Source organism: uncultured Pelagimonas sp. (assembly GCF_947498515.1).
Classification (GTDB): domain Bacteria; phylum Pseudomonadota; class Alphaproteobacteria; order Rhodobacterales; family Rhodobacteraceae; genus Pelagimonas.
Genome location: NZ_CANMKO010000014.1, coordinates 66,403 through 90,847, shown reverse-complemented (window position 1 = coordinate 90,847; position 24,445 = coordinate 66,403). Strand labels below are relative to the sequence as shown.

The window sequence follows — 24,445 nt, the reverse complement described above, 5'->3', positions numbered from 1 at the left end:
CTCCGTACGAGAATCGAACTCGTCTTTCCAGGTTGAAAACCTGGCGTCCTAACCGATAGACGAACGGAGCGCCGTTTTGCTTTACAGCACCTCAGTTATGGCCCGAGATGGCCCGCCAATGGTACTCCGTACGAGAATCGAACTCGTCTTTCCAGGTTGAAAACCTGGCGTCCTAACCGATAGACGAACGGAGCGCCGTTTGGCGTGAAGCGGCTTTTAGAATGAGCACGCGTCCTTCGCAAGAGGAATCTTGCAGATTTTTCACCCATTTTTCATCTAACTGCTCGCCGGGGCCGCATCTTCTAGCCTGAGTTGCGCCGAGCGCCGCCCACCCCATTCATTCACCTCAAGTTTTCCGGCCAAATGAAAGCGTGCACCGCCGTGATTCATCAAGGCGTTGCCCATCGGCCCGTCAAAGGCCCCAAAGGCGATTCCCTCAAGACGCCCGCCCATGCCGTCGTCACAGGCGATCTTCAAATGCCCCGTCCCAACCTGTTTGGTAAAGGTGATGCGCGCATCGGCAATGGCAAATCGCGGCCCGCGCGCGCCCTGCCCATATGGCCCGGCGGTTTCTAGCTTTTCGATCAAATCCACCGTGGCCGCGCCGGGCATCAACATACCGTCCAATTTCAAATCGGCGGCACCGCCCTCGCCCGCGCCCTGTTTCGCCAAAAGCTCGGCCAACCGCCCCATCGCCGGTTCCAGCTTGTCTTTGTCGATCGACAGGCCTGCCGCCATCTTGTGGCCACCGCCTTTGACCAAAAGCCCTTCGGCCGCGAGTTTTTGGATCGAGGCACCAAGATCAACACCGGCCACCGAGCGACCCGAACCTTTGCCGTCTTCGCCATCAAACCCGATGACAATTGCCGGGCGGTTCGTCTGTTCCTTCAAACGCGACGCGACAATGCCGACAACACCGGGATGCCAACCCTCTCCCGCCGCCCAGACCAATGGCCCATCCAGCCCGCGCTCCTCGGCCTGAGCAAGCGCTGCGGCCCGCACCGCCGCCTCGATCTCTCGCCGTTCCGAGTTAAAGCCATCCAGACGCTCGGCCATGGCCCGAGCCTCATGTGGGTTGTTACAGGCCAAAAGCCGCGCGCCCAGATCGGCCTGACCGACCCGCCCCCCGGCATTGACCCGTGGGCCAAGCACAAAGCCAAGGTGATAAGACGACGGCGCGCTATCGAGCTTGGCAACATCGCTCAGCGCCACCAAACCGGGCCGCCCCCGCGCTGCCATCACCTTAAGACCCTGACGCACCAAGGCCCGGTTCACCCCTTTAAGGGGCGCGACATCGGCCACCGTGGCCAAGGCCACCAGATCAAGCATCGCCATCAAATCCGGGCCGCGTGCGCCTGCTTCGCGCAATTGTCGACCGGCCTCGACCAACATCAAAAACACCACCGCCGCCGCACAAAGATGCGCCAGCGCCCCGTCTTCGTCCTGCCGGTTCGGGTTCACACAGGCCACACAATCAGGAAGGGTTTCGCCGCCAAGGTGGTGGTCGAGAATGATCACATCGGCCCCCTTGGCCGCTGCAATCGCGTCATGCGACAGCGTTCCACAATCCACGCAAACAATCAGATCGTGCTCTGCTGCCAATCGCGCCATAGCTGGCTCATTAGGGCCATAGCCCTCATCAATCCGATCGGGCACATAGAGCGTCGATGGCCGCCCCATCTGGCGCAACCAATCCACCAGTAAGGCCCCCGAGGTCCCGCCATCCACGTCGTAATCGGCAAATATTGCAATGCGTTGCCTTTCACGAACCGCCGTCAAAAATCGCGTCGCCGCAACCTCCATATCGCGTAAGGATCTAGGATCAGGCAATAGATCGCGCAGCTTGGGGTTGAGATAGGTTTCCACCTCGTCCGGGGCGACACCCAAACGGGCCAAAACCCCACACATGGCCTGTGGCAAGCCACTGTTCTGCATCAAGGCCTCGGCCTGTCGTTCGATCTCGATTCCCGGCCCAATCCAGCGCCGCCCGGTCAAACTGCTTTCAACACCAAGATAGCTCATCACGCCCCCACGACTTCATTCCTCAAAGCGCCCGATCAAAAACAGGTAGCAGAGCCCCTGCCACGCCATCCAATCCGCGAAGCCCCTTCATGGCACAATCGCCGATCACTCAAAAGCCAAACACCGGGCCCTTCAAAAGGGTCACACGCCAAAGGGCGCCCTTAGCTTCTTCTTTCTCGAAATATCCCGGGGAGTCACAAGCCCGCTTGTGACGGGGCAGCGCCCCACATCTCCCTAGAAAAAAGCGGCCCGCTTGACTGCGAACCGCTTCATTAAACCTCAGCCCCAACCGGAGCCCCCGTAAGAGCTAGCCTTTCACAGGGTTGCGATACTGCATGCGCCGCACCGACCCGGTTTTGGAACGCATCAACAGAGTTTCTGTGGTGATCATACCCGGCTCACGCTGAATACCGGGAAGGATCGAACCGCTGGTTACGCCTGTCGCGGCGAAAATCACATCTGCGGTAACCATTTCATCGCGGCTATAAACCTTGTCGAGATCGGTGATCCCGGCCTTGGCAGCACGACCACGTTCGTCATCATTGCGGAACACCAGACGGCCCTGCATTTGGCCGCCCATACATTTCAACGCTGCCGCCGCAAGAACGCCCTCAGGTGCGCCACCTTGGCCCATATACATATCGATCCCGGTCAGGTGTGGTTCGGCGCAGTGCATAACACCGGCCACGTCACCGTCGGTGATCAAACGGATGCTCGCCCCGGTCGAACGAACTTCGGCGATCATCTCTTCGTGGCGCGGACGCTCAAGGATACAAACGGTGATGTCGGATGGCTTACAGCCCTTGGCCGTAGCAAGCGCCGACACACGGGTCGCCGGTGGCATGTCCATTTCTACGATACCCTCGGGATAGCCCGGTCCAATCGCCAGCTTGTCCATATAGGTGTCGGGCGCGTGCAACATCGAGCCGCGCGGCCCCATGGCAATCACGGTCAAGGCGTTGGGCATATCTTTGGCAGTCAGCGTGGTGCCTTCCAACGGATCAAGCGCAATATCCACCCCGGGCCCGTTGCCATTGCCGACCTCTTCACCAATGTACAGCATCGGAGCTTCGTCACGCTCACCTTCGCCGATGACAACCACACCTTTGATGTCCAAAAGGTTCAGCTGCTCACGCATGGCGTTCACCGCGGCTTGGTCAGCGGCCTTTTCATCTCCGCGTCCAATCCACTCGGCAGAGGCAATTGCCGCTTGTTCGGCAACACGGGCCAAGCCCAAGGAAAGCATACGGTCGTTGAAATCGGTGGGCGTGGACATGGGGAGTTCCTCAAGATGAAATGCGTCTGCCGTTTAGCCCACAGCGACCACCGGGGGCAAGGGTGGTCTCGCTAACACCGGCTTATCTTGGCGATTGGCGCCAAATCCGCCGCCTGCCCCGCCCTTAATATGGCCTATCACTGGTCTTATTGCCGCCCTGATCCGCGCTAGGATCCCCTCAACTGTAATGAGGATTTTAACCATGACTTTGAAATATGACGTCGACGTTCACTACATTATGCCGGAATCCGCTTTTGCCGATCCCAAGAATGCGGAAATGTTGAAGCTGGCTGGAATCGAACTGAACACACGCGGCAATTGCGTCGCGAAATTCCGAGACCCCAAAACCGCCGCCGCCCTCGAAGGGGCCGACCCAATTATCAAAGAGTTTTTCAGCGCTTGCGGCTTTGCTTTTATTCCGTCGGGCTTGACCTTGCCCGCGGGCACGTTTGACGCCAAATTCGATGATCACATCACTGATGTCGCCCGGCGCATGCAAGAAAACATGTCCTTGCTCGATCCGATAAAAAACGCCGAAAAACCGGTCAATTGGAACGGGCTAAATTTCGGAGAGTTGATACAATGGTTCAGCACCTGCCAGCCAATCGCCGTCCCGGCCTTGGACCAGCCAGAACAAGCGCAAAGACGAACGCCGGAAAAATCGACCGCCGGCATGGTGTCACTTGTCAAAGTCGCGCTACTTGGCCTCGTTGGCTATGCTGTCTATTCAGTGATCTAATTTGCTTTGATCAAAACACGCCGCCCTCTGAACGGGCGGCACTTAGACCTCACTCTGCGCCGGGCCGCACCGGATCAATCCCTGCAACAGCAATGCAACCATAAGCGCGTTCAACACGTGCCACATGAAATGCGTTCCCATTGGCCAAACCGAACAAAGGTGCAGGTCCATGATGCGAAACCCGAGCGACACCAAAAATGTGATCGCCGCCGCCAAGGCCCACCAACGGATGGCATGACCGCGCCAAAAAGTAATCGCAGCAAACACCAGCAAGGCAACTAATGCCGGGGCATATTGTAGCGACCCGTTCAACGGATCGGCCGCATGGGAATGCGCCGCGCTGTCTCCGGATGTCGCCGAAACCGCCACCGTGGTGATGGCCGCCGAAATCACCCCAATACGCGCCACTTTGCCGGGCGGTGCCCCCCCAACCAAGGCAATGGCCGCCAAGACATAAAGCGCGACAAAGCTCCAGATCGGAACAACATCAGCATATTCCGACCACGCATTGGCAAAGCTGTGGAACAGTCCTGAACCAACCCCAATAAGCGCCGCCAAGAAGCACAACACCACAACGATCAACCGCCGCTGCCCATGCTGCCCGGCCACATGCCACGCCCACAACGCCGCAAGTGGAAACGCCAGGTTGCTCAACGCGTTAACCGGTTCGGGCCAAAGACCGACGCCAACACGTTCGCAATACAAATCTATCGGGGAAAACCAATCCATCAGGGCACCTACATCTACCTACGCCCCCGCACAAGCCGCAACCAAAAGGGGATCGCAACCAAATTCCGTGCACGGAATTTGCAAAATCCATACATGGATTTTATTGCGCCCGGCCAAACCACCACGTGTTACGCTGCGGGTCGCACAATCTGCAAATCATCCACCGTCACAGGCTTTTCCGAAAAAACCAAAAGCGTCATGACCCCGGTCGCTCCGGATGACGCACCACTATAAGTCACTATAAACTGGTACCGGTCCCCATCACCGCGGTTCACGTCACTCACTTCGACATCCGGCCACAATCTTTCAAAACCCGGATCCAGGATCAATACATCTTCATCTGGATCAAAGTCCTCGATGTAGGCTGGCGCGCCCAAGACATAAGTCCCGCCTTCTGCAACCCCGTAGCTGCCCAGATACATCTCGATCTCAAACGTATCCGCCCCCGACCCGCCGGACAAGCCAGGGTTGTAGTCGCCATAAATCCGGTTCCCACCTCTGATATACTCATCATCCGAGGCAACCAACTGCGTTTCCGCGCGCACCTCAATCAGATCATCGCCGTCACCGCCCGTGATCTCCTCCATATTATCAAACCCAAAGGTATCTTCGAAATCGAAACGTAATGTGTCATTGCCCGCCCCGGCATCAACATCACCATAGTCCATGTTTTCGACCTGGATCACATCCGCACCATCGCCAGCATTGACACGAACCTCGCTCACCCGCGTGGTGATCACATCATTCCCATCACCGGTATCTATTGCGGCAGAGGCGCGCGGTTGCCCGGCATGACGGTCAAAGGTCACCACATCGTCCCCGTCACCCGTCACAATTTCCGCATTCCCGCTTGCTAAGATGGTGTCGTTCCCATCACCGGTGTCCAACGAACTTGCGGGTAAAGGCGCACCGTCAACTTCTGTTGCAGTATCAATATCAAGCAAATCGTTGCCGCTGCCGCTATTGATCAAAACCGCTTGTTCTAGAATACCAACCGAGGCAATTCGGTCATCGCCGTCGCCCGTCGTAACTTCGGTTTGGTCCTGGACAAGAATGTCCTGATCTACCGTTTCCGGATCGCTGTTGCCACCAGACCTATCTGGGTCAGAAGACTCGTCCCCATCCCCTCCGATTGCAAACGCCAATACCCCGACCCCCAGGGCCAACAAAAGCAACATGGACATCAAACGCCCCCCCCAACTACCCATTCAATCCACGAAACTTTCACCATCTTCGACCTTGTTACAACTCAAAAGGGAATTTAGCAGCCATCGTCAAGAAATCTGGAAACAGTTCTAAGCCTAGCGCCGTTTTGCGGCGGTATTCGAAACAATTGCAGAGCAAAGGACCATCATCCAGTCATCACATTCCGATCAATCAACACCACACATAGAAAAAGGTCACAAAAAAGGGGCCTTTCGGGGCCCCCTTTTGCATTCTTTGATCCCAACGGACGCTGAGGTGTTTAGACCTCTTCGATGCGTAGGGCCACCGGATCGCTCGCCATGACACCGGTACCGGGCAAAGCCGCCAGCGCGTCATCCAAAGACGCGCGTGTGGTTTTATGGGTCACGATAAGAACCGGGGCGCTTGTATTATCGTGGCTATATTGGCGCATCCGGTCGATGGACACACCGGCCTCCCCCAATGCGGCGGCAACTTTGGCCATTGCGCCGGGTTTGTCCTGTAGCGCCATGCGTAGATAATAGGGCGCGGCAACGGTCGCCTTGGCCGGAGTCGCGGCGCGCAAAGTGGTGGCTGGCTGGCCAAAGGTGGTCATGCGCAAACCACGTGCAATATCCATCACGTCGCCCATTACCGCGCTGGCGGTTGGACCCTCGCCCGCGCCTGCGCCGCGCAACACGACCTGCCCGACCTGATCGCCTTCAACCACAACCATATTGGTGCCGCCCTGCAACTGCCCCAAAGGCGAAGTTGCCGGAACAAGGCAGGGTGTCATGGTCTGTTCCAACCCGCGACGGGTATAACGCGTCACGCCCAAAAGCTTGATCCGATATCCCATATCGGCGGCCTGATGGATGTCTTCGATAGTGACACAGCCGATACCCTCAAGCTCAACCGCGTCGAAATTCACCTGCGTCCCAAAGGCAATCGACGCAATCAGCGACAGCTTATGACCGGCATCAATACCGCCAACATCTAGATTTGGGTCGGCCTCAAGATAGCCAAGCCCATCGGCCTCGGCAAAGGCTTCGTCATAAGACAGGCCCGCATCTTCCATCCGGGTCAGGATGTAGTTGCAGGTGCCGTTCATCACGCCCATCACCCGCTCAACCTCATTGCCCGCAAGGCCTTCGGTCAGGGACTTGATAATCGGAATGCCGCCCGCAACCGCCGCCTCAAAGCGCAAAACCGCGCCATTGGTCTCGGCCAGTTCGGCGAGTTCTTGGCCATGATGGGCCAACATCGCCTTGTTGGCGGTGACCACGTCCTTGCCTGCCTTAAGCGCTGCTTCGGTCGCAGCTTTTGCCGGCCCGTCGCTACCGCCCATCAATTCGACAAACACATCGACATCATCACGCGTTGCCAAGGCGACCGGATCGTCTTCCCATGCGTAATCAGACAATGGGACACCGCGATCCTTGTCGCGGTTGCGCGCCGAGACCGCCGTCACAACCACAGGCCGCCCACCGCGAAGCGCGAGCATCGCCGCCTTTTGGCGCACGATTTTCACGACACCGGCCCCAACCGTGCCCAAACCGGCAATCCCTAAACGCAAGGGGCTGTTGTTTTGCTCGGTCATATCAAGGCTCCTTCTGGGCGCATTCGGATCGCAATTTCCACCGCCTTAGCGCCACATCGGGCCGGGTGCAACGGCAACCGCCCCTTCTTCACCCAATCTGGGTTACTGGGCCCTTAACTCTGCCGCTTTCTGACGCAGTCGCGCCACACGCCGGTCAATTCCGGTCCCCGGTCCAACCGAACGCCCCTGTAGCCGCGCGGCCCGCGCCCGCAGCCCCGCTGCGCGGCCTTCAACCGCACCGACCATCTCGATCGTTGCTACCGGGGCCGGTGCCACAAGCAATGTCTCAAGCGGCACCAGTTTTGGATAAGGGGCCTCGGCCACGCCCGGCGTCTCCCCCGCTTCCAACTCCGGAAACTGGGCACAGCCCGCCAACAGGCCAAGCGCGATCAAACCGCCTATGCGCGTCACAAAACTCATTCTTCTCTCTTGCCGCAACCGGGCTTGTCCCGCAACTCTCTTCCACCAATCCGCGCGACAATCCGCAACCGCCTTGCCCTGAACACCCGTTCAGATAATATCCCCCCATGGCACGTACCCAAGGTTCCCATTCCGAAATCACCGGCCCGCGCATCCGTGCTGCGGCGCTCAAACTGTTTGCCGAGCATGGTTATGCCGCAGTTTCCATGCGCCAGATCGCCCGCGAGGTCGGCGTTCAGGCCGGAGCGCTTTATAATTACACGCCTGACAAACAGGATTTGCTGTTTTCGTTGATGAAACAGCACATGGATGAACTGCTCGAAGCCTGTGCTGATCGGGTCAAGGATGGCGATGCCACCACGCGGTTGCACAACTTTGTCGATTTTCACATCACATTTCACATGGGCCGCGCCGATGAGATTTTCATCGCCTATATGGAGCTGCGCAATCTCTCTCCTGAGAATTTCCACACCATCGAAACCCTGCGCCGCGCCTACGAAGATGTACTCGAAGCGATCCTGACTGCCGGTCTGGTCGAAGGCGTGTTTGACGTGCCCAACCCCAAGGTCACTACCCGCGCAATCATCGCCATGCTGACCGGTATCACCACGTGGTATCGCCCCGACGGTGCTCTCTCCCCGCCCGAAGTCTCCGACCTCTATTGGAACATGACCCGAAAATCCGTCGGAGTGTGAGACACGGTCTCAAAGAATTCCCGACTGAGTAACCGTTGAAAAGTCGCGTGCCAAAACAGCAATATTTTTGAAAAGCCACCGCTGCACCAGCCTCTGAAATTGTTGAGCTGTAAAGGCTTTCAAAATGTTGAACATTTAAATGGGTCTGGACAACGCGACCTTTGGGCTGCGGTGCAACAGCTGAAAGGGCGATTTCCGTGCATTCTCTGCTGGTGCGGCAATGTCTGCCTCCGGAAATCTTATCTATTATTCGCCGCCTTAGGCAAGTATCCTGATCCTAAGCTGAGAAACGCGCATTGCCAAAATTGTAGCGGTCATTTTGCAATGAAATCTTGCCACAGCCACCTCTTGAAATCACTCATACACAAGCAGCGTTGCAGAACCCTGCCTTTTCAAGACAGCGGTAGTCCAAAAATGTTGGGCAGTCATAATTCTTGGACGCCATCATATCCAACAAAAGAGCGCCTTGCCTGACTGACGGCGTCCTAAGGGAGGAGTGGCAGCATCCAAATTTCGAGGCCTTATTGTGTGTCCGTCAAGTATTCACCGGCTATAACATTGGTTTCTCTGGGCGGTAGCCAGTGGCCAAGATTTGAAGTGACTAAAAGAATGTGGTGACCTTCTGGGTTGTGTCCGATCCCAAGCGTTACGCTGGGGTTGGCAGTTTTCGAAGAGAAGGAGTGATACTGCCGTTTCACACTTAGAAGTCTACACTCTCCTCCCAGCTGTTCTGCCTTTGCATAAAACTATTCAACGAGGTTTTCGCGTGTCATATCGGAGAGATAGCCATCTTCTACCTGTACTTGGGAGGTGGAAATTGTTTGGGTGGATGCGCCCAAACAAAGGGCGAAAGACACGATACCGAAGCCTTTCGTTGCCGTAAATTCGCCATCTCCACACCACCTCTTAAGCGCCATAAATCCTTGATTTTAAGGGATTAAAGAAGGAAATAGCGTAATGGAAAGACCGGTGCATCAATCAGGCATATGAGCGAGCAGCGGAGTTTGTGGTTTGGACACTGACCTGCCGCCCGAGGCTCCCTCATTCATAACGAGAGTTTGCGGGTTTGGTTTTCATATTCTTCGTCGTCAGTTTGGGCAAGCGCCCTCTCGTTGTTTGTTTCACAAACAACTGTCTGGCAGTGGTCGTGCGCGGAGCCCGCAAATTGCTCAAGCGCTCGGCGCGCTTCTGCGGGTGTTTGGTTCCCCAGCGATGAATGCGGTCTGACGTTATTGTAATCGTATCGCCAAAGGGCCAGCCTGCGGCGGGCGTCGTCCAGGCTGTCAAACCATTCTTTGTTCTGCAGTTCGTCTCGCAAGCTACCATTGAATGATTCAATGAAGGCGTTCTGCTGCGGCTTTCCCGAATCGATGTAGTGCCACTCGACATCGTTCTCATTTACCCATTTCAGGATGGCGCGACTTGTGAACTCGGTCCCATTATCGCCGACAATGCTGGCGGGCTTGCCGTAGATCCGAACAAGGGCATCCAACTCACGGGCGACGCGCGCACCAGAGATGCTGGTGTCGGCCATGAGGCACAGGTTCTCACGGCAGCAATCATCATTCACTGCCATAATACGGAACTTGCGCGACGCCCCAAACGTGTCTGCCAGGAAGACGTTCGCCCGGCCGCAGCGCAACGGGCATTGGCGTGCGCGATCCACGCGCCCGCTTCCTACCCTTTCGACGCCTGACACCCAGCTTCGCTTCCGTATAGAGGCGGTACAGCTTCTTGTGGTTCATGATCATGCCTTTGCGTTCCAGCATCACACCGATCCGCCGATAACCAAACCGGCGGCGTTTATTGGCAATCGCCTTCATCTCTTCGCGAACTTCTGGATTATCAGGCGGACGATCACGCCTGACGGTTTTAGGATCAACACCAACAAGACGGCAGGCCCGGCGCTGCGAGATGTCATGATCCCGCATCGCTTTGCGTGCTGCAGCCCGTCGCATGTTCGGTGTCGTCAGTTCTTTCCCAGCAAGTCCTTCAGCACGACGTTGTCCAGCATTGTATCGGCCAGCAGGCGTTCCAATTTGGCCTTCTCGTCGGTCATTGCCCGCAGCTTCGCCGCATCTGACACTTCCATGCCGCCATACTGCGATTTGAACTTGTAGAACACCCTTGGCTTAGGCTGTGCTTGCGACACACATCCGCAGTCGGCATCCCAGCTTCTTGTTCTTTGATCATCCCAATAATCTGGGCCTCGCTAAATCGGCTCTTGCGCATTCGTTTGCTCCTTCGAAAGGTTGAGCAAACTCTACATCAAACTGAGGGACCTTTCGGGGCGCAGGTCAGCCAAGTTTTTCGTAAAATCTTTCTACAGTCCCAATGGAGTAGGTCTGCCTTTGGTCGTGTGGCTGATGTTCGTTGAACTCTTCCGGCACACATAGCAACTGTTCAGCACTGGTTTGTAGCGCTTTGGCGATGGCCATGAATGACGGCAAAGAAGGGGAGCTTGCCCCGTTCAACCTGTGAAATGAACCCGGTTGTTAAACCCGTGTCGCGGGCGACGACATCTAGGGTCTTTTTCAATGCTTTGCGCCGACTGCGGATCGCCTGACCTAAGTGTTCAGGCTGGGCGTTTTGGCGTTTTTTCCGTGTTTTGGGCGTATTCATCAACACCTTGTCTGGATTGCGGCGATATGGAAAAGCAACACCATGCATCGAGTTTCCAACCTGCGCATAGACCTCAAAAATGCTTGCGCCTTGGTGCCCTTTTCATTCTAAACATAGACTTACTGGCGGTGAAGTATAGTGGGAGTTCTTGCAGCGATACTATAATTGGGCTTACAAACTCGGGCCTTATTTGGGCAAGGTTGGTATGACGCCAAAAGATTTCGGTGTCATGTCTGGACAAGAATACCTCCAAACAAACGTTACATCCTACCCCATGCCCGTTGATCCACAAACGGCGGCCAGAGCCTATGCCCAAACTCTTGACCTCGCAAGCCGTCGAAACCAGAGTTCAATACCTATACCCGCCGCTATTTGGTTGGCCGCTTCTCTGATCAAGCGTCCCGTCGCGCATGGCTACACAGGCGAAATCGGTTCCGGCATGAGCATTGGTTTCGATCAGCCACCCGACGCTGGGGGGGGGTGGCTGGGTCCGTATAACTGATCAAGGAATGGGGTCTTTTGGACTTCACAGGAGAGAAAATCCGTCGTGGGACGGCAGCCTTTCATTCAAATGAGGAGCAGCATAGATCACTTCGACGTGCCTGCGTATTGGCCCCGAGCTTGGACCGCGTGATTTAGATCGGCACCCCTGAGTTTTTTCGGTCGCCAGAGACTCCAATTTGCGGCCTGAACTCTCAACTGTTGTCTGGTTCTCGGTCTAGATTATTGCCTCAAAGGCGTTCTCCACAGTCCCAAAAGAGCCACCACGGAGAGCAGACCCCGCGTCGTTTCAAGCTGGCATTTTCGGAAAGACCAAATCTTGAGCTTCTACTTCGTCGGGGCCCAACTGCTCATGCCCATCAGACAATACGCTGGCTCCCTAAAGTGAGCACAATCAGCCGATTTCCCCACAAAGCATCGCGGCTCATTTTTTCAAAATCCACGATTTCGAAATATATTTCTGGATTTTGGATACAATATCCCATAGAGAATCGCGCATCGCTTTTCTTTGGGAGGAAACAATGTTCAAAAAATTTATCATGGGCACGACCCTAGTGGCGCTCACGGCGGGCCCTGCCATGGCAGATACTCTAGACGATGTGGTTGATCGCGGAACGCTACGCTGCGGCGTCGTTCTGGATTTCCCACCAATCGGCTATCGGGATGCCAACAACGAACCGGCCGGGTATGACGTCGATTATTGCAACGATCTTGCGGCGGCTTTGGAAGTTGAAGCCGAGATTTTGCCCGTCACTTGGGCCGAACGCTTGCCTGTGATCGTGACTGGGCGTGCTGATGTAGTGTTCGGGGCAACCTCGGATAGCCTTGCTCGGGCTCGTACCGTCGGCTTCACCATTCCCTATGCCATTTACTACGCTCAGGGTGTCGTGAATGCGCAAAGCGGCATCGAAAGCATCGAGGACATCCGTGGCAAGCGAGTTGCCGCCGCCATTGGCACAGTTCCCGAACAGGAGTGGTTGAAGATCGCGGCTGAATGGGGCGAAGAGGGCAATTATCAGGGCTATCAGTCTGAAAACGAAGTGTTCTTGGCCGTTGCACAAGGCAAAGCCGACATTGGCATCACCACCAACACCGCCGTTCTTCCGATCACACAGCAGTATGACAGCATCGTCGCGGGACCGCGGATGCCTTGGACCACCGACTACACCTCGGTCGTTGCCAAACGCCAAGACGTGACATGGCTGAACTACCTGAACCTGTTTGTCACGCATCAGGTTCGCTCGGGTCGTTACGGTGAACTGTGGGGCAAATACGTCGGTGGCGACGCGCCTGAGCTGCGTATTCCCGGCGTGATGTACTGACCGCTTCCTAAAACACGCCTCCGTCCGGGTCCTCCGGGCGGAGACCGGAAGGAGTTCAAATGTTCGACTACAATTTCCACTGGCGACCGGTGATGAAAAGCCTGCCCGACTTGATCGATGCGGCCTTTTTGACGCTACAGGTGGCGGTCCTTGCGATGATCATCGGCATCATCATCGGCCTATGTTTGGCCCTGATCCGGTTGCACCTGAAAGGCCCGCTGTATTGGTTCGCCTCATCTTGGGTGGAAGTGGCCCGCAATACACCCGCGCTGTTCCAACTGTTCTTCTTTGGCTTTGGTTTAGGTGCTTTCGGGTTGCATCTATCGCCCTATCTCATTGTCTTGGCCGGTCTGTCATTCAACTGCGCGGGCTATCTGGCTGAAAATTTTCGCGGCGGTTTTCAAGCTATTCCTGACACTCAAATGCGGGCCTCCCGCACGCTCGGAATGACCGCATGGCAGGCCTACACCCGCGTCGTCATCCCGCAGGTGTTTCGCATCGTTTACCACCCGGTGACCAACCAAATGGTTTGGGCCGTTTTGATGTCATCTTTGGGGATGTTGGTCGGCTTTCGTGAACTGTCGGGCGAGACCCAGTTCTTTGCCAGCCGTACGTTTCGCATCTTCGAATACTTCGCTGTCACGGCGGTCATTTACTACGTGATCGTCAAACTCATTCTCGGAGCTGCGCGCCTCTTGGCGGCCCGGCTCTTCCGCTACTGAGGGCGCGCATATGGAACCTACACTTACCTTCTTTAGCGGTTTCGGCATCAACGACTTTTGGTTCCTTGGTGAAGCGGCCATGCGGACGATGTGGATTTCGATCCTGTCGATAACACTCGGGACTCTCTTTGGCGTCTTGTTCGGTTGGATCTTGTACGAAGGCAAACTGACAGCGGCCCTCACGGTCGCGCCTGTCCTAGATGTCTTCCGCTCTGTCCCTTTGATCATCCAACTGGTGTTGTTCTACAACTTTGCGCCCATCGTTGGTCTGAACCTTGATGCCTTTGCATCCGGCGTTGCGATCCTAACCATCTATGCGGCGGCTTTGGTGGCAAATGTCGCCCGTGGCGGCATTGAGGCCGTCGACCGATCAATGCGCCGTGCGTCGCGTAGCCTTGGGATGACCTATTGGCAGGATTTGCGCTACGTCGTGCTGCCCATTGGCGGTCGCGCGGTCTTTCCGGCCTGGGTTGGCGTGGCGCTTGGCGTCATGAAAGACAGCGCTTTGGTGTCGGTTCTTGGCTATGTCGAACTGCTCAAAGCCAGCCAAATCCTGATCACCCGCACGCAGGAACCCTTCCTAATCCTCTCTATTGCTGGCGCTTTCTACTTTGCGCTGTCCTTTCCTATTTCGCGCTACGCCGCGTCCCTTGAAAAAAGGTGGGCCCAATGATTGAAATTCGCGACCTGCACAAATATTTCGGCGCATTGCATGTTCTCAAGGGTATCGACCTTGATGTGCAAAAGGGCGAAGTCCTTTCGATTATTGGGGCCTCTGGGTCCGGAAAATCGACACTGCTTTATTGCATCAACGGCCTAGAGCCGATCCAGCAAGGCAAAGTCGCTGTGGACGAAACCAACGTTCACGCCAAAAGCACGGACATCAATAAGCTTCGCCAAAAACTAGGCATGGTGTTTCAACAGTGGAACAGCTTTCCTCATCTGACGGCGCTGGAAAACGTTGCCCTCGCGCCGCGCATTGTCAAAGGCAAACCCCGCGCCGAGGCACGCGACATCGCCGTCAAACAGCTGACCCATGTGGGGCTGGGCGACAAACTGGATGTTTATCCCAGTGCTCTTTCTGGTGGACAGCAGCAGCGTCTTGCCATTGCCCGCGCGTTGGCGATGGAGCCGGAATATATGCTGTTTGATGAGGCGACCTCGGCGCTTGACCCCGAACTGGTTGGCGAAGTTCTCGATACGATGCGGCTTTTGGCCGAAGAGGGCATGACCATGATCTGCGTGACACATGAAATGGGCTTTGCCCGCGACGTGTCGGACCGGGTCGCGTTTTTTCATCAGGGCGTGATGGAAGAGATCGGCCCCCCCGAGCAGATTTTTGGCCAGGCCAAATCAGAACACACCCGCAAATTTCTGGCCAACGTACGCTGATCGTACGGCGTTGGACCGACGACCTTCAAGGAGATCCTTATGACCAATACCATCTTTTCCGGCACCATGCCGGCCCTCATGACACCCTGCAAAGCCGACCGCACACCAAATTACGACGCCCTCGTGAAAAAGGGTCAAGACATGATCGCGGCTGGCATGTCGGCCGTTGTTTATTGCGGCTCGATGGGGGATTGGCCCTTACTGACGGACGAAGAGCGCATGGAAGGCGTTGAGCGTCTTGTCAACGCGGGCCTGCCGGTTGTTGTCGGCACGGGCGCGATCAATTCGAAATCTGCCACTGCCCACGCGGCGCATGCCCAAAAGGTCGGCGCGGCCGGTCTCATGGTCATTCCGCGTGTGTTGTCTCGCGGGTCGTCTCCGATTGCGCAAAAGAACCACTTCAAGGCCATTCTCGCGGCGGCACCAGATGTGCCGGCGGTTATTTACAACAGCCCAGTCTATGGCTTTGCCACCAAAGCAGATCTGTTCTTTGCCCTGCGTGCAGAGCACCCAAACCTGATCGGTTTCAAAGAATTCGGAGGCAAGGGTGATCTGCGCTATGCTGCGGAACACATCACCTCGCAGGACGATCAGGTCACCTTGATGGTTGGCGTCGATACCGAGGTCTATCACGGCTTTGTCAATTGTGGGGCCACGGGCTCGATTACCGGCATCGGCACCGCCTTGCCAAAAGAAGCGCTCCTTCTCGCCGCCCTGTCGCAGAAAGCCGCCGACGGTAATGCCGAAGCCCGCCGACGCGCGCTTGAGCTTGAAGAAGCCTTTGGTGTGCTGGCCAGCTTTGATGAGGGCACCGATCTGGTCCTGTATTACAAGTACCTTCTCGTGCTGAATGGCGAAGAAGAATACCGCCTGCATTTCAACGACACTGACGTTCTGACCGACGCACAGCGCAACTATTGTGAACAGCAATACACGTTGTTTCGCACTTGGTTTTCCGATTGGTCCAAGCAGGGCGGAGTCATCGCCGAATGCGCGTAATCGACAGCCATACAGGGGGCATGCCCACGCGGGTCATCCTTGAAGGTGCCCCCGATCTTGGGTCGGGGACGCTGGCCGAACGCGCGGACCTATTGGCGAGCGAACACAGGGCTTTCTACAAATCCGTCATGCTTGAGCCGCGCGGACAGCCGGGACTGGTGGGGGCGCTTTTGGTGCCACCCGTTGCGAAAGATTGCGTCGCCGGTGTCATCTATTTTGATGCTGACGCGGTTCTTGGAATGTGCGGCCATGGCACGATTGGTCTGGCTGTGACATTGGCGCATTTGGGCCGGATTAAAGCCGGGCATCACAAGATTGAAACACCTGTCGGAGTGGTTGCGATTGACCTTTCCGACGACAACACGGTCACTGTGATCAACGTCGAAAGCCGCCGTGTTCGCAAGGATGCCAGCGTTGATGTTGCTGGGCTTGGAACGGTGACGGGTGATGTGGGCTATGGCGGCAATTGGTTCTTTATCGTCGATCCAAGCCCTATTCCCGTGACGACCAGCAATATCCGAGACCTTACCGACGCAGCAATTGCGGTGCGCAAAGCCGTTAACTTTGTCGGTCTTGGCGGCGAAAACGGCGAGCCGATCGATCATGTGGTCTTTCAAGGCCCCTCGGACGACGCGTCAATCCACAGCCGCGATTTTGTGTTGTGCCCTGATGATACCTATGACCGCTCTCCCTGCGGAACCGGCAGTTCAGCGCGACTTGCATGTTTGGCGGCAAACGGACGTTTGAAAGCGGGCGAAGAGATCGTCCAAGAAAGCGTCATCGGCAGCCCGTACCGACTGTCTTACCAGCCCGGACCAAAAGGTGGCGTTATTCCATCAATCACAGGGCAAGCCTTTGTGATGGCTGAAAGCACTCTTGTTTTTGGCCCCCTCGACCCGCTCCGCAATGGGATTGAGATTTAGGCAGAAACAACGGGCCCAAAGGCATCCGATCTTATCATCCGGCCTGTTCAATGGTGAGCAGGCCGAAGCCCCCAGCACTAAATCAGAGGAAAACCATGAAACTGTCATCAACACTTGCTGCTGTGGCGTTTGCCACCGCTCTCTACAGTCCTGCCCAAGCGGCAGAAATCGAATGGAAAATGACTGCTGCCGTCGGCGAAGGGTCCTTTTTGTACCAGAACTTTATGCAGCGATTTACCGACAACGTCGGGATGATCACCCAAGGGCGGGTAGAAATTCAGCCCTTTGGTGCCGGTGTTCTGGCCCCCGCCTTCAAGGCCTATGAGGTTGTTCAGGACGGCATCGTCGAGGCCGGTCATTCAACCCCGTCTTATTTGGTGAACCAAGATCCCACCAACGCCATTTTCGCCAGTTTCCCCGGCGGTATGTCGCCCGAGGCAACGCTACACTGGGTTTATGAAGGCGGCGGCGAAGAGATGCTTCAAGAGTTTCGCCGCGCCGAAATGGGGCTTCACAGCATCGTTGTTGGCATCGGCACCTCAGAAATCATGGCACATTCGAATGTCAAAATCGAAACGGTCGAAGATCTAAAAAGCGTAAAATATCGCACTTCAGGGGCCTTCGCGGCCGTCTTGCAAGACGAGTTCGGTGGGATTCCGACAGTTGTTCCGGGCAATGAAATCTATACGTTGTTGCAGCGCAAAGGCGTTGACGCCATCGAATGGTCAACACCGGGGGCCAACATCACTGAGGGCTTCCACGAAGTCGCCCCTTACATGATTATGCCCGGCGTGCATCAGCCATCCTTCCTTTGGGAAGTCTTTGTCAAACAAGACACCTGGGATAGCCTTCCCGCCGATCTTCAAGGCCTAATCACGGCTGCAGGCAAACTCAGCACATATGAGAGCTATACGCGCTTTGGTGACAGCGACATCAAAGCGATGGCCGAGTTCCGCAAGACCAAGGTCGAGCTGGTCACCATGGAGCACGCGGAATCCGAAAAGATCCGAGAAGCGGGGCGAAACTGGGCGCGTGCCAAAGCGACCGAACTGGCCAAAGCCGGGAATCCGCGGTTGCAAACCGTGTTGGACAGCTACCTGACGTATCAAGCGAACTGGGCCGAAAACTCCGGCTATCTGGTCCGCGATTCCGCACAATAACTTAGTGAATTCAAGGCGGTTGGCTGTTTGCCCGGCCGTCTTGTTAAAGCCGTCTTGTCAGGGAGAGTATCATGACGTTTCTCAGAAACAGCGCCGAGCTGTTTTCAATAGTGTTGGGGATGATTGGTCGGCTGACCATTTTCGCCCTGATCATCGCAATGTTGTACGAGGTGGTCGCACGGTATGTGTTTGGCGCCCCGACGTTGTGGGCGTTTGACATATCCTACATGTTAAACGGCTCGGTTTTCCTGCTTGGGGCGGCCTTTTCACTGCGCGAAGATGCACATGTTCGCATCGACTTTCTATCTCAGAAGTTCCCGGTACGGATGCAACAGCTCTTGAATGGGCTTATCTATCTTCTGATCATGGCTCCGATTGCCTTCGCGTTTGCTTGGGTTGCTGGGTCCAAGGCGGCCAAAGCTTTTTCCAACGGTGAGGTCGAAGCCGTCAGCCCTTGGGCACCCTTGGTTTGGCCATTCTACGCCGTCATCGCGATCGGGCTTTGGGCTTTTGCATTGCAGTTCGTCATCGAGGCTCTGAAGTTTTGTCTAGGTGAACGATCCCCCGGAGACACTGTCTCTGAAATCCAAGAGATGGAGGTCTGATCCATGACCCCCCTTCTCATGTTTGCGGCGCTCTTTGTTCTGGTCTTTGCCGGTATTCCCGTCGCTTTCTCGCTCATCATTGTTGCGGTCGGCTTTGGCTTCACAGTGTTCGGGGATTTGATCTTTCTTCAGCTTTATGGCCCGCTGCTGCACACCGCATCGAATTTTGTGCTGGCTGCAATTCCGCTGTTCATTTTCATGGGCGCGGTGTTGGAACGCTCGGGCATTGCCAAACGCTTGTTCCAAGCGCTGCAGCTTTGGCTAGGTGGGTTGCCCGGTGGGCTTGCCCTGTCGACAATTGCCATGTGTGCTATTTTCGCGGCGGCCTCTGGCGTTGTTGGCGCGGTCGAAATCGTTGTCGGGTTGATGGCCATTCCCGCAATGACCCGGGCCCGTTACAAAAACGATCTGATCGCTGGCACAATCTGCGCTGGAGGGTCCTTGGGCACGATCATTCCCCCGTCCGTGATTGTGGTGGTTTATGCCTCCATCGCCCAGTTGTCGATCGGACAGCTGTTTGCGGCCTCCATTCTTCCGGGCCTACTAATGGTCGCTTTCTTTGTGGGCTATGTGCTGTTGCGCAGTGTTCTAAAGCCCGAAGACGCCCCACCTTTGCCCGCCGAAGACCGGGAACTGCCTTTGCAGCACAAGCTACGGATTACCGTGACCGCCATGTTGCCGCCACTGGCCCTCATCATTCTGGTCCTTGGTTCGCTCTTGGCGGGTGCTGCCTCGGCGACCGAAGCAGCCGCCGTTGGGGCTGCGGGCACTCTCCTTCTGACACTGACGTTCCGGGAACTCAGCTTTAAACTGATACTGGACTCCTTGGGCGTTACACTGCGTGTCACTTCGATGATCATGCTAATTGTGGCCGGTGGGACGATGTTCACAAGCATTTTTGCTGTGACTGGAGGCGGAAACCTCGTGCGCGATACCGTTGCTATGGTGGGCTACGGCAATGCGGGGGTCATCGCTTTCTTCCTGCTGGTCGTGTTCTTTGCCGGATTTGTTCTGGATTGGGTGTCGATCGTCCTGATTTTCATCCCTATCTTTTCCCCCATCGTTAAAAGCGCAGGCATTGATCCGATCTGGTTTGCCATGCTGGTTTTGGTCGTGATTCAGACTTCCTACCTGACCCCGCCCATGGCACCGTCAATCTTCTACCTGCGCTCAATTGCTCCGCGCAGCATGACTTATGGGCAAATGTATCGTGGCGTTTTGCCGTTTGTGGCGGCGCAGATGCTGGTGCTTGTCGTGATCTTGGTTTTCCCCGGAATCGCGACGTGGCTCCCGTCAATTCTTGTCGGATTGTAGGGGGCAAAATGCGACAGCAAGAGATCATTGTCGTAGGTGCAGGGGTAGTCGGTATCAGCATCGCGCTGGAATTGCAGACCCGTGGCGCAACGGTACGTATTTTGGACCGCAAAGGCGTTGCCGCCGAAGCCTCTCACGGCAATGCCGGTGCCTTTGCCTTTAGCGATATTGTGCCGCTGGCCACGCCGGGCATCATGCGCCGGGCTCCGAAGTGGTTGCTCGATCCAATGGGGCCATTGTCAATTCCACCGGCCTATGCGCTCAAGATTGCGCCATGGATGCTGCGGTTTTGGCGGGCCAGTTGGCGCGACCGATATGAGGCGTCGATGGCGGCGCAAACCCGTTTGATGGAGCTGTCGCGCGCGGCGTTGGATCGCCAGATTTCAGCGGTTGATGGTGAGCCGATGATGCAGCGCGACGGCCAGTTACAGCTTTACGAAGGTGCCGCTGAATACCGTGCCAGTCTTCCCAATTGGGAGATGCGGCGTAGGCACGGCATCAAATTCTCTCTATTGGAAAACCGGGGTGAAATTGCTGACATCCAGCCCGGATTGCATCCTCGATTTACCCATGCTGCCTTTACGCCGAACTGGGTAAACACAGCTGATCCCAAGGCCTGGTCAGAGTATCTGGCCCTGTGTTTTTGCGACCGTGGCGGCGTCATAGAACAGGCAAATGTTATGTCGGTTTCCCAATGCACCAGAAAACCGTCTGTGATCACATCGGAGCGGAAAATCGTGGCGGACCAAGTCATTATTGCTGCCGGGGCGTGGTCTCATCACTTGGCACAAATGTTGGGCGACAAAATCCCTCTGGAGACGGAACGGGGGTACAATACCACGCTGCCCAAGGGGGCTTTTGATTTACGCACCCATCTGACTTTTGGGGGGCATGGGTTTGTTGTTTCTAAAATAGCCGGTGGTGTGCGGGTTGGTGGTGCGGTCGAGTTGGGCGGTCTGACACTCGCCCCGAACTACAAGCGTGCCGAGATACTTTTGCAAAAAGCGGCCAAGTTCATGCCCGAACTGAACACAGCCGACGGCGAGCAATGGATGGGATTTCGTCCCTCGATGCCCGACAGCCTGCCGGTTATCGGCCGTTCGCCCCGAGCCAACCGCGTTATCTATGCGTTTGGCCATGGCCATCTTGGGCTAACCCAATCGGCGGGCACCGCCGAACTCGTTGCAGAGATGGTCACAGGCGCAACCACTTCCATACCGATGGAATCCTACTCACCCACACGTTTCTGAAAGGGACAGCATGAAAATCTCAAAACTCAACGTTTATCAAGTGGACCTCCCTCTGAAAGAGGGGCGCTACAATTGGTCCAATGGTAACTATATCGAGGTCTTCGACAGCACGGTTCTGGAAATCATCACCGATGACGGGCTTAAGGGCTACGCCGAATGTTGCCCGCTTGGCTCGGCCTATCTGCCGTCTTTTGCGCGTGGCGTACGTGCGGGGTTGACCGAACTTGTTCCGCATTTGATTGGACAGGATCCGCTGAACCTCGGCGCAATAAATCGAACCATGGACGCGGCGTTGCGGGGGCATCCCTACGCCAAGGCTCCTGTCGACATTGCCTGTTGGGATTTGCTTGGAAAGGCCACGGGACTTCCGCTTTATAGTTTGCTGGGCGGCGCTGCGCAGGACGACGTCGTTCTCTACCGCGCCATCAGTCAGGAAGCCCCTGAGGTCATGGCCGCCAAAATCGAAGGCTACGCGAATGAGGGATACACTAAGTTTCAGCTCAAGGTGGGGGGTGACGCCAATGATGATATCGAACGCATCCATGCGACCCGCGCGGCCCTCAAGACATCGGACCTTTTGGTTGCGGATGCCAATACTGGGTGGACGCGCCACGAAGCCGCGCGTGTTGTTGGAGCCATCGCAAGCCTTGATGTCTATGTCGAACAGCCTTGCTTAACCTACGAAGAATCCGTTTCAATCCGTCGCCGCACGACGTTGCCTTTTGTGATGGACGAAGTGATTGACACGCCGAATACGTTGGTGCGTGGTATTGCCGAGGATGCAATGGATGTGATCAATTTGAAAATCTCCAAAGTGGGCGGGCTAACCAAAGCCAGACTGATGCGTGATCTCTGCGTGGCCCACGGAATTCCAATGACCGTCGAAGACACATGGGGCGGCGATATAACCACCGCCACGATCGCCCATTTGGCGCGTTCAACCCCAGCCGAATTCACGTTTTCGGCGACGGATTTCAATTCATATGGCACTGTCACCATCGCCGAGGGGGCGCCCAAGCGCGTCAACGGACGCATGACGGCATCTGATCGGTCCGGTCTAGGCATCACACCGGTGTTTGACGTTTTGGGTGATCCCGTCGCAAGCTATTCCTAAGGAGAAACCATGCGCAGCAGCAAAACAATCCACGTGATTTCTGCCCATGCCGAAGGCGAGGTTGGCGATGTCATCGTGGGCGGCGTCACCCCGCCACCGGGCGATACCCTTTGGGACCAACGGTCATTCATCGCGCGCGATGAAACATTACGCAATTTCGTGCTCAACGAGCCGCGAGGTGGGGTGTTTCGCCATGTGAACCTTTTGGTGCCGCCCAAGCACCCAGAGGCCGATGCCGGCTTCATCATCATGGAGCCCGAAGATACGCCCCCGATGTCCGGGTCAAATTCAATCTGTGTGTCAACGGTCCTCTTGGATAGTGGCATTCTCCCGATGCAGGAACCCGAGACCCATTTGACCTTGGAGGCCCCCGGAGGGTTGGTGCGCGTCCGTGCCGAATGCCGCAATGGAAAGGCGGAGCGGATATTCGTCCAAAACGTGCCAAGCTTTGCGGACCGTATCGGTGTCCCACTTGAGGTCCAAGGGCTGGGAACCCTCACCGTTGACACGGCCTATGGTGGCGACAGTTTTGTGGTGGTGGATGCTGCGTCGGTGGGCTTCGAAATCGTCGATGCCGAGGCCAAGGATATTGCCCGCCTCGGGGTGGTCATCACAGATGCCGCGAACCAGCAATTGGGGTTTTCGCATCCGGAAAACCTCGATTGGGATCATATATCCTTTTGCGCTTTCTGTGGCCCCTTGGCCAAAACTGAAACTGGTCTAACCGGGAAATCTGCCGTTGCAATTCAACCGGGCAAAGTCGACCGATCACCGACCGGCACCGCCGTTTCAGCCCGAATGGCGTTGATGGCTGCAAAGGGACAGATGCATCAAGGGCAGAGTTTTGAGGCGGTCTCGATCATCGGTTCGCGATTTACGGGCCGCATCGTTGAGACAACACAATTGGGCGGCCACCCGGCGATTGTGCCCGAAATCAGCGGCCGCGGTTGGATCACAGGGGTTCACCAGCACATGCTTGACCCCGATGATCCTTGGCCCGACGGATATCGGCTTAGCGATACCTGGGGGGCATAATCGCACCTCAAACCAGCAAGGCTTGCAAGTCGCGGTAAAGCGCTTCTGGAATCTCAACATAGCCGCGCGCCTTGATCAACAATATCAGCAAATAGCCGTTCCGCGCGGGCGTCGTTCAAGCCCGCTCGCCCACCGCTGAAATGAACTGGATCAAAGGCGAGAATGATTTCGCCATGAAACGGAGCACCGGATTTTCATTCGGCATACTCCATGCTTTCCTTACTGGTCATCTCGTCTATCAATGGCCCGGCCAGCAGCTCGATCATGATCGATAAGGAGGACCCTTTGTGACCTCCAAAGGTTAACATGGCCCCCTCTAGCGCTGCCTGCGGATCGTTGGTTAGATTGCCGTCCACATCCACGGCCACCCCATCGGGCAACGGTTTTGCGGCGCGTCGATAGAGCTCAATTTCACCCCGCGCAAAGGCGCTGGTGGCAAAGTCAAAGGTGAACGGGTTTTGCCCCAGTAGCGGCCATGAGAACGCGAGTGGATTGGTGCCCGACGTGCCGCGCTTACCACCAGCCGGGGCAACCCACGAATGGCTAGGCACCATTGCCATTCCGACAAGGCCAGTCGCAGCCAGTCGTTCGAACTCGGGCCACAATGCCGAGAACTGAAAACTACGGGTAACCGCCTTAGCGGCCACCCCAAATTTGCGGGCCTTTTCGCACAAAACGGGAAGGGCCGCGTCCACTGCCAAAATGGACATGCCACCGCGAGCATCAACCCGTACAATGGCTGTGTCTGATGGCTCGACCACGGGCATCAAATGTCCATCAATCTTGCCTGCCTTTTTGGATATTGGATGCGTTATCTAAGACAACCCGTAAATCCAAATAT

Annotated in this window: 22 protein-coding genes, 1 tRNA gene and 1 pseudogene; 14 read left to right on the top strand and 10 right to left on the bottom strand. The window is 56.2% G+C overall.

Going from position 1 to position 24,445, the window contains the following annotated elements; all coding sequences use genetic code 11:
* Positions 1-119: 119 nt before the first annotated feature.
* The 3 genes from Q1A43_RS20860 to glpX all read right to left on the bottom strand — a co-directional run bounded on the left by Q1A43_RS20860 (position 120) and on the right by glpX (position 3,298).
* Positions 120-194, bottom strand: a tRNA-Glu gene (locus tag Q1A43_RS20860).
* Positions 195-276: 82 nt separating this feature from the next.
* Positions 277-2,022, bottom strand: coding sequence for a single-stranded-DNA-specific exonuclease RecJ (recJ, locus tag Q1A43_RS20855; protein ID WP_299938532.1), 1,746 nt, complete (start codon positions 2,020-2,022; stop codon positions 277-279).
* Positions 2,023-2,329: 307 nt separating this feature from the next.
* Entirely contained in the window at positions 2,330-3,298 is a 969-nt protein-coding gene (gene glpX / locus Q1A43_RS20850; RefSeq protein WP_299930622.1) for a class II fructose-bisphosphatase, read from the bottom strand.
* A gap of 202 nt (positions 3,299-3,500) precedes the next feature.
* On the opposite strand from glpX, the gene Q1A43_RS20845 reads away from it, so the two are divergent.
* A complete protein-coding gene (locus tag Q1A43_RS20845; RefSeq protein WP_299938530.1) occupies positions 3,501-4,037 on the top strand; it encodes a hypothetical protein in 537 nt (178 codons plus the stop codon).
* 42 nt (positions 4,038-4,079) lie between these two features.
* Here Q1A43_RS20845 and Q1A43_RS20840 read toward each other — a convergent pair whose 3' ends face one another.
* The 4 genes from Q1A43_RS20840 to Q1A43_RS20825 all read right to left on the bottom strand — a co-directional run bounded on the left by Q1A43_RS20840 (position 4,080) and on the right by Q1A43_RS20825 (position 7,950).
* Complete coding sequence (locus Q1A43_RS20840) at positions 4,080-4,766, bottom strand: ceramidase domain-containing protein (protein ID WP_299938527.1); 687 nt, start codon at positions 4,764-4,766, stop codon at positions 4,080-4,082.
* Positions 4,767-4,894: 128 nt separating this feature from the next.
* The gene (locus Q1A43_RS20835; RefSeq protein WP_299938524.1) at positions 4,895-5,950 is read right to left on the bottom strand and encodes a hypothetical protein; all 1,056 of its coding nucleotides are present in this window, start codon (positions 5,948-5,950) and stop codon (positions 4,895-4,897) included.
* Between the two features lie 281 nt (positions 5,951-6,231).
* Positions 6,232-7,530, bottom strand: coding sequence for a homoserine dehydrogenase (locus tag Q1A43_RS20830; protein WP_299938522.1), 1,299 nt, complete (start codon positions 7,528-7,530; stop codon positions 6,232-6,234).
* Positions 7,531-7,632: 102 nt separating this feature from the next.
* A complete protein-coding gene (locus Q1A43_RS20825; protein ID WP_299930607.1) occupies positions 7,633-7,950 on the bottom strand; it encodes a hypothetical protein in 318 nt (105 codons plus the stop codon).
* 107 nt (positions 7,951-8,057) lie between these two features.
* Between Q1A43_RS20825 and Q1A43_RS20820 the strand changes: the two genes are divergently transcribed.
* The gene (locus tag Q1A43_RS20820) at positions 8,058-8,645 is read left to right on the top strand and encodes a TetR/AcrR family transcriptional regulator (protein ID WP_299938519.1); all 588 of its coding nucleotides are present in this window, start codon (positions 8,058-8,060) and stop codon (positions 8,643-8,645) included.
* Between the two features lie 1,045 nt (positions 8,646-9,690).
* Here Q1A43_RS20820 and Q1A43_RS20815 read toward each other — a convergent pair.
* Both Q1A43_RS20815 and Q1A43_RS20810 read right to left on the bottom strand, forming a co-directional pair.
* A pseudogene (locus Q1A43_RS20815) lies at positions 9,691-10,877 on the bottom strand (IS3 family transposase).
* A gap of 65 nt (positions 10,878-10,942) precedes the next feature.
* Positions 10,943-11,083 (bottom strand): hypothetical protein, encoded by a 141-nt coding sequence (locus tag Q1A43_RS20810; protein ID WP_299938517.1) that lies wholly within the window; start codon positions 11,081-11,083, stop codon positions 10,943-10,945.
* Between the two features lie 1,206 nt (positions 11,084-12,289).
* Here Q1A43_RS20810 and Q1A43_RS20805 point away from each other — a divergent pair.
* The 12 genes from Q1A43_RS20805 (at position 12,290) to Q1A43_RS20750 (ending at position 23,604) form a co-directional block, all read left to right on the top strand.
* Entirely contained in the window at positions 12,290-13,090 is an 801-nt protein-coding gene (locus Q1A43_RS20805; protein WP_299938515.1) for a transporter substrate-binding domain-containing protein, read from the top strand.
* A 59-nt stretch (positions 13,091-13,149) separates the two neighbouring features.
* Positions 13,150-13,812 carry an amino acid ABC transporter permease gene (locus Q1A43_RS20800; RefSeq protein ID WP_299938513.1) on the top strand — a complete coding sequence of 221 codons (663 nt, stop codon included), beginning with the start codon at positions 13,150-13,152 and terminating at the stop codon, positions 13,810-13,812.
* 10 nt (positions 13,813-13,822) lie between these two features.
* Positions 13,823-14,485, top strand: coding sequence for an amino acid ABC transporter permease (locus Q1A43_RS20795; RefSeq protein ID WP_299938510.1), 663 nt, complete (start codon positions 13,823-13,825; stop codon positions 14,483-14,485).
* The gene (locus tag Q1A43_RS20790) at positions 14,482-15,204 is read left to right on the top strand and encodes an amino acid ABC transporter ATP-binding protein (RefSeq protein WP_299938507.1); all 723 of its coding nucleotides are present in this window, start codon (positions 14,482-14,484) and stop codon (positions 15,202-15,204) included. Before Q1A43_RS20795 ends, Q1A43_RS20790 begins: the two co-directional genes overlap by 4 nt.
* Positions 15,205-15,243: 39 nt before the next feature.
* Positions 15,244-16,203: a dihydrodipicolinate synthase family protein gene (locus tag Q1A43_RS20785; protein WP_299938504.1), complete on the top strand. Its 960-nt coding sequence runs from the start codon at positions 15,244-15,246 to the stop codon at positions 16,201-16,203.
* Positions 16,194-17,126, top strand: coding sequence for a proline racemase family protein (locus Q1A43_RS20780; protein ID WP_299938501.1), 933 nt, complete (start codon positions 16,194-16,196; stop codon positions 17,124-17,126). Before Q1A43_RS20785 ends, Q1A43_RS20780 begins: the two co-directional genes overlap by 10 nt.
* A gap of 95 nt (positions 17,127-17,221) precedes the next feature.
* A complete protein-coding gene (gene dctP / locus Q1A43_RS20775) occupies positions 17,222-18,286 on the top strand; it encodes a TRAP transporter substrate-binding protein DctP (RefSeq protein ID WP_299938500.1) in 1,065 nt (354 codons plus the stop codon).
* A 71-nt stretch (positions 18,287-18,357) separates the two neighbouring features.
* Positions 18,358-18,891 (top strand): TRAP transporter small permease subunit, encoded by a 534-nt coding sequence (locus Q1A43_RS20770; protein WP_299938497.1) that lies wholly within the window; start codon positions 18,358-18,360, stop codon positions 18,889-18,891.
* 3 nt (positions 18,892-18,894) lie between these two features.
* Positions 18,895-20,205: a TRAP transporter large permease subunit gene (locus tag Q1A43_RS20765; RefSeq protein WP_299938495.1), complete on the top strand. Its 1,311-nt coding sequence runs from the start codon at positions 18,895-18,897 to the stop codon at positions 20,203-20,205.
* 8 nt (positions 20,206-20,213) lie between these two features.
* Complete coding sequence (locus Q1A43_RS20760) at positions 20,214-21,455, top strand: FAD-binding oxidoreductase (protein ID WP_299938493.1); 1,242 nt, start codon at positions 20,214-20,216, stop codon at positions 21,453-21,455.
* A 10-nt stretch (positions 21,456-21,465) separates the two neighbouring features.
* A complete protein-coding gene (locus Q1A43_RS20755; protein WP_299938491.1) occupies positions 21,466-22,569 on the top strand; it encodes a cis-3-hydroxy-L-proline dehydratase in 1,104 nt (367 codons plus the stop codon).
* A 9-nt stretch (positions 22,570-22,578) separates the two neighbouring features.
* The gene (locus Q1A43_RS20750) at positions 22,579-23,604 is read left to right on the top strand and encodes a proline racemase family protein (RefSeq protein WP_299938487.1); all 1,026 of its coding nucleotides are present in this window, start codon (positions 22,579-22,581) and stop codon (positions 23,602-23,604) included.
* A gap of 194 nt (positions 23,605-23,798) precedes the next feature.
* On the opposite strand, the gene Q1A43_RS20745 is transcribed toward Q1A43_RS20750, so the two are convergent.
* Positions 23,799-24,371 carry an Ldh family oxidoreductase gene (locus Q1A43_RS20745; protein WP_299938486.1) on the bottom strand — a complete coding sequence of 191 codons (573 nt, stop codon included), beginning with the start codon at positions 24,369-24,371 and terminating at the stop codon, positions 23,799-23,801.
* Positions 24,372-24,445 lie beyond the last annotated feature (74 nt).

Excerpts from the sequence above, each read along its gene's own strand:
- Q1A43_RS20820 (WP_299938519.1), top strand. The coding sequence starts at position 8,058 with ATGGCACGTACCCAAGGTTCCCATTCCGAAATCACCGGCCCGCGCATC.
- Q1A43_RS20785 (WP_299938504.1), top strand. The coding sequence starts at position 15,244 with ATGACCAATACCATCTTTTCCGGCACCATGCCGGCCCTCATGACACCC.
- Q1A43_RS20790 (WP_299938507.1), top strand. The coding sequence starts at position 14,482 with ATGATTGAAATTCGCGACCTGCACAAATATTTCGGCGCATTGCATGTT.
- Q1A43_RS20755 (WP_299938491.1), top strand. The coding sequence starts at position 21,466 with ATGAAAATCTCAAAACTCAACGTTTATCAAGTGGACCTCCCTCTGAAA.
- Q1A43_RS20745 (WP_299938486.1), bottom strand. The coding sequence starts at position 24,371 with ATGCCCGTGGTCGAGCCATCAGACACAGCCATTGTACGGGTTGATGCT.
- Q1A43_RS20835 (WP_299938524.1), bottom strand. The coding sequence starts at position 5,950 with ATGTCCATGTTGCTTTTGTTGGCCCTGGGGGTCGGGGTATTGGCGTTT.
- recJ (WP_299938532.1), bottom strand. The coding sequence starts at position 2,022 with ATGAGCTATCTTGGTGTTGAAAGCAGTTTGACCGGGCGGCGCTGGATT.
- Q1A43_RS20840 (WP_299938527.1), bottom strand. The coding sequence starts at position 4,766 with ATGGATTGGTTTTCCCCGATAGATTTGTATTGCGAACGTGTTGGCGTC.
- Q1A43_RS20760 (WP_299938493.1), top strand. The coding sequence starts at position 20,214 with ATGCGACAGCAAGAGATCATTGTCGTAGGTGCAGGGGTAGTCGGTATC.
- Q1A43_RS20780 (WP_299938501.1), top strand. The coding sequence starts at position 16,194 with ATGCGCGTAATCGACAGCCATACAGGGGGCATGCCCACGCGGGTCATC.
- Q1A43_RS20795 (WP_299938510.1), top strand. The coding sequence starts at position 13,823 with ATGGAACCTACACTTACCTTCTTTAGCGGTTTCGGCATCAACGACTTT.
- Q1A43_RS20845 (WP_299938530.1), top strand. The coding sequence starts at position 3,501 with ATGACTTTGAAATATGACGTCGACGTTCACTACATTATGCCGGAATCC.
- Q1A43_RS20830 (WP_299938522.1), bottom strand. The coding sequence starts at position 7,530 with ATGACCGAGCAAAACAACAGCCCCTTGCGTTTAGGGATTGCCGGTTTG.
- Q1A43_RS20750 (WP_299938487.1), top strand. The coding sequence starts at position 22,579 with ATGCGCAGCAGCAAAACAATCCACGTGATTTCTGCCCATGCCGAAGGC.
- Q1A43_RS20825 (WP_299930607.1), bottom strand. The coding sequence starts at position 7,950 with ATGAGTTTTGTGACGCGCATAGGCGGTTTGATCGCGCTTGGCCTGTTG.
- Q1A43_RS20800 (WP_299938513.1), top strand. The coding sequence starts at position 13,150 with ATGTTCGACTACAATTTCCACTGGCGACCGGTGATGAAAAGCCTGCCC.
- Q1A43_RS20810 (WP_299938517.1), bottom strand. The coding sequence starts at position 11,083 with ATGGCCATCGCCAAAGCGCTACAAACCAGTGCTGAACAGTTGCTATGT.
- dctP (WP_299938500.1), top strand. The coding sequence starts at position 17,222 with ATGAAACTGTCATCAACACTTGCTGCTGTGGCGTTTGCCACCGCTCTC.
- glpX (WP_299930622.1), bottom strand. The coding sequence starts at position 3,298 with ATGTCCACGCCCACCGATTTCAACGACCGTATGCTTTCCTTGGGCTTG.
- Q1A43_RS20770 (WP_299938497.1), top strand. The coding sequence starts at position 18,358 with ATGACGTTTCTCAGAAACAGCGCCGAGCTGTTTTCAATAGTGTTGGGG.
- Q1A43_RS20805 (WP_299938515.1), top strand. The coding sequence starts at position 12,290 with ATGTTCAAAAAATTTATCATGGGCACGACCCTAGTGGCGCTCACGGCG.
- Q1A43_RS20765 (WP_299938495.1), top strand. The coding sequence starts at position 18,895 with ATGACCCCCCTTCTCATGTTTGCGGCGCTCTTTGTTCTGGTCTTTGCC.